The 1,729-nt window shown below is 34.4% G+C and carries 3 protein-coding genes; 2 read left to right on the forward strand and 1 reads right to left on the reverse strand.

Annotated elements, in window-relative coordinates; genetic code table 11:
* Positions 1-190 (forward strand): EAL domain-containing protein (locus CY0110_RS27655; RefSeq protein ID WP_008278985.1); only part of this gene is annotated, 190 nt, incomplete at its 5' end.
* Positions 191-257: 67 nt separating this feature from the next.
* Here CY0110_RS27655 and CY0110_RS27660 read toward each other — a convergent pair.
* On the reverse strand, positions 258-911 hold the full coding sequence (locus CY0110_RS27660) for a hypothetical protein (RefSeq protein ID WP_008278986.1): 654 nt from the start codon (positions 909-911) through the stop codon (positions 258-260).
* Between the two features lie 513 nt (positions 912-1,424).
* Here CY0110_RS27660 and CY0110_RS27665 point away from each other — a divergent pair.
* Complete coding sequence (locus CY0110_RS27665; protein ID WP_008278987.1) at positions 1,425-1,610, forward strand: response regulator; 186 nt, start codon at positions 1,425-1,427, stop codon at positions 1,608-1,610.
* The last annotated feature ends 119 nt before the right edge of the window (positions 1,611-1,729 follow it).

Genomic DNA, 1,729 nt, shown 5'->3' on the forward strand with positions numbered 1-1,729 from the left:
CAATACCACCTTGATCTCTGCGTTGATCTCTCTAGGAGAAAGCTTTAATATGAGAGTGGTTGCTGAAGGAGTAGAAACTCAACAACAACTAGATATTTTACATAATTTACATTGTCAAACTGTGCAAGGATATTATCTTAGTCAACCTCTTTCTATAGAAGAAGCCACACAATTTTTAACCTTTCATTAAACAATAAAATACTCCCCCAGGATGGGAGAGTTAATTACTTATTATTTACGATCAATCCTTTGACCTACTATTGTAGGAAAACTTCGCCAGAAGGTTGAATTCGTAAGACACCTTGAACATCATCAAAAGTAGGATCTTCATTTAAGGTAACGTGCAGATAATCTGAGTCAGATCCACTGGTCATAAATTCTAATAAACCATTATCTTCTCTGATCATGGTTATAGTTACCGGGGTAGGAACATCTGTGAGCATGATCTCTTCTCTACCTTCTAACCATCTTTCATCGGTATGACCTAATACTTGATAAGTCACCAAAGAATTAGTATCGTTATCAATTTTGATATCTACAGTACCATCGTTAGTTGGATTCACGAAAGCAATGGGATCGTTTAGTACCTCAGGAAGAGGGGGAACGACTCGATAATTAGGTTCAAGATAATCAGGTTCAGGATCGTAAACTTCTACATCATCATAATCAGGTTCACGATCATCAAGTTCTGCCTGACTACTATAAATTTCTCTTTCGTTAGCTGGACAACCTGCAGGGGGTTCTATGATATCGTTCCAAGGTTCTTCATAGTATAATCCAGGGCAAATCGGTCCAATGATAATTTGAGAAGATGCAGGTAATGCCATCAAAGGTATTCCTACGAAAATACTACTAATTAAACCGATAATACCAGTTTTATTGACTTTCTTCTGATTATTTAATAATTGCATAAATGACCTCCGTCTCGTTTTCAGGAAAACAGTTAATATTGCTAATCACACACCACACAATTTATAGAAATAAAGATTGATTTATTTACCACTCTTAACTTAAACTTCCTATTATTATCAAAACAAAAATACTTATCTATCATCATCTTTCGTTGGTTAGGTAAAATTAAAAAATATTTATTTTTTTCTATCACTTAAGAAAGATTGGTTAGTCTCTTTAGAAACTCAATTTTGCCAAAAATCTAGTCATCTATGCTCTAAGCTTATTTTGCAAAAAACAATCATTTTAGGGTGAATTAAAGCAAAAAGCTAAGGTTTCTAGTTTTTTAATTACTAAAGTTAATTAGGAACAGTTCATACTCATCTTAAACGAGTAATTTTCATGGTATTCTTGTAACATTCGCCTAAAGTTCCCTTTTGTCAAATGAGTTTCATATAAATTAACCTTCTTTCAAAAGACCGATGAACTGAAAGCCCTATGTGTCCATATTACATCTATTTAATAAATTGAAGATGAGTAGAATTAGTCTTGTGTTGGTAGAAAACCACGATTTGACCCGTGTTGGTTTATTAGCTGCATTAAAACAGGTTGAAGACATAGAAGTATTAGGAGCAGCATCTGATGGTCATCAGGGAGTAAAAATGATCGAAGAAACAAACCCTAGTGTTGCGATCATTGCTCTCGATTTACAGATATAGATGGTATCGAAGTAACTCAACGCCTGAAAATGACCCTCAGACCCATTCAACACAGATTTTGATTTGACTAATAAACTAAGAAAAGATGTTCTAGCTGCTTTGTAGCGGGTGCTGATTCT

It is taken from the genome of Crocosphaera chwakensis CCY0110 (assembly GCF_000169335.1).
GTDB lineage: Bacteria > Cyanobacteriota > Cyanobacteriia > Cyanobacteriales > Microcystaceae > Crocosphaera > Crocosphaera chwakensis.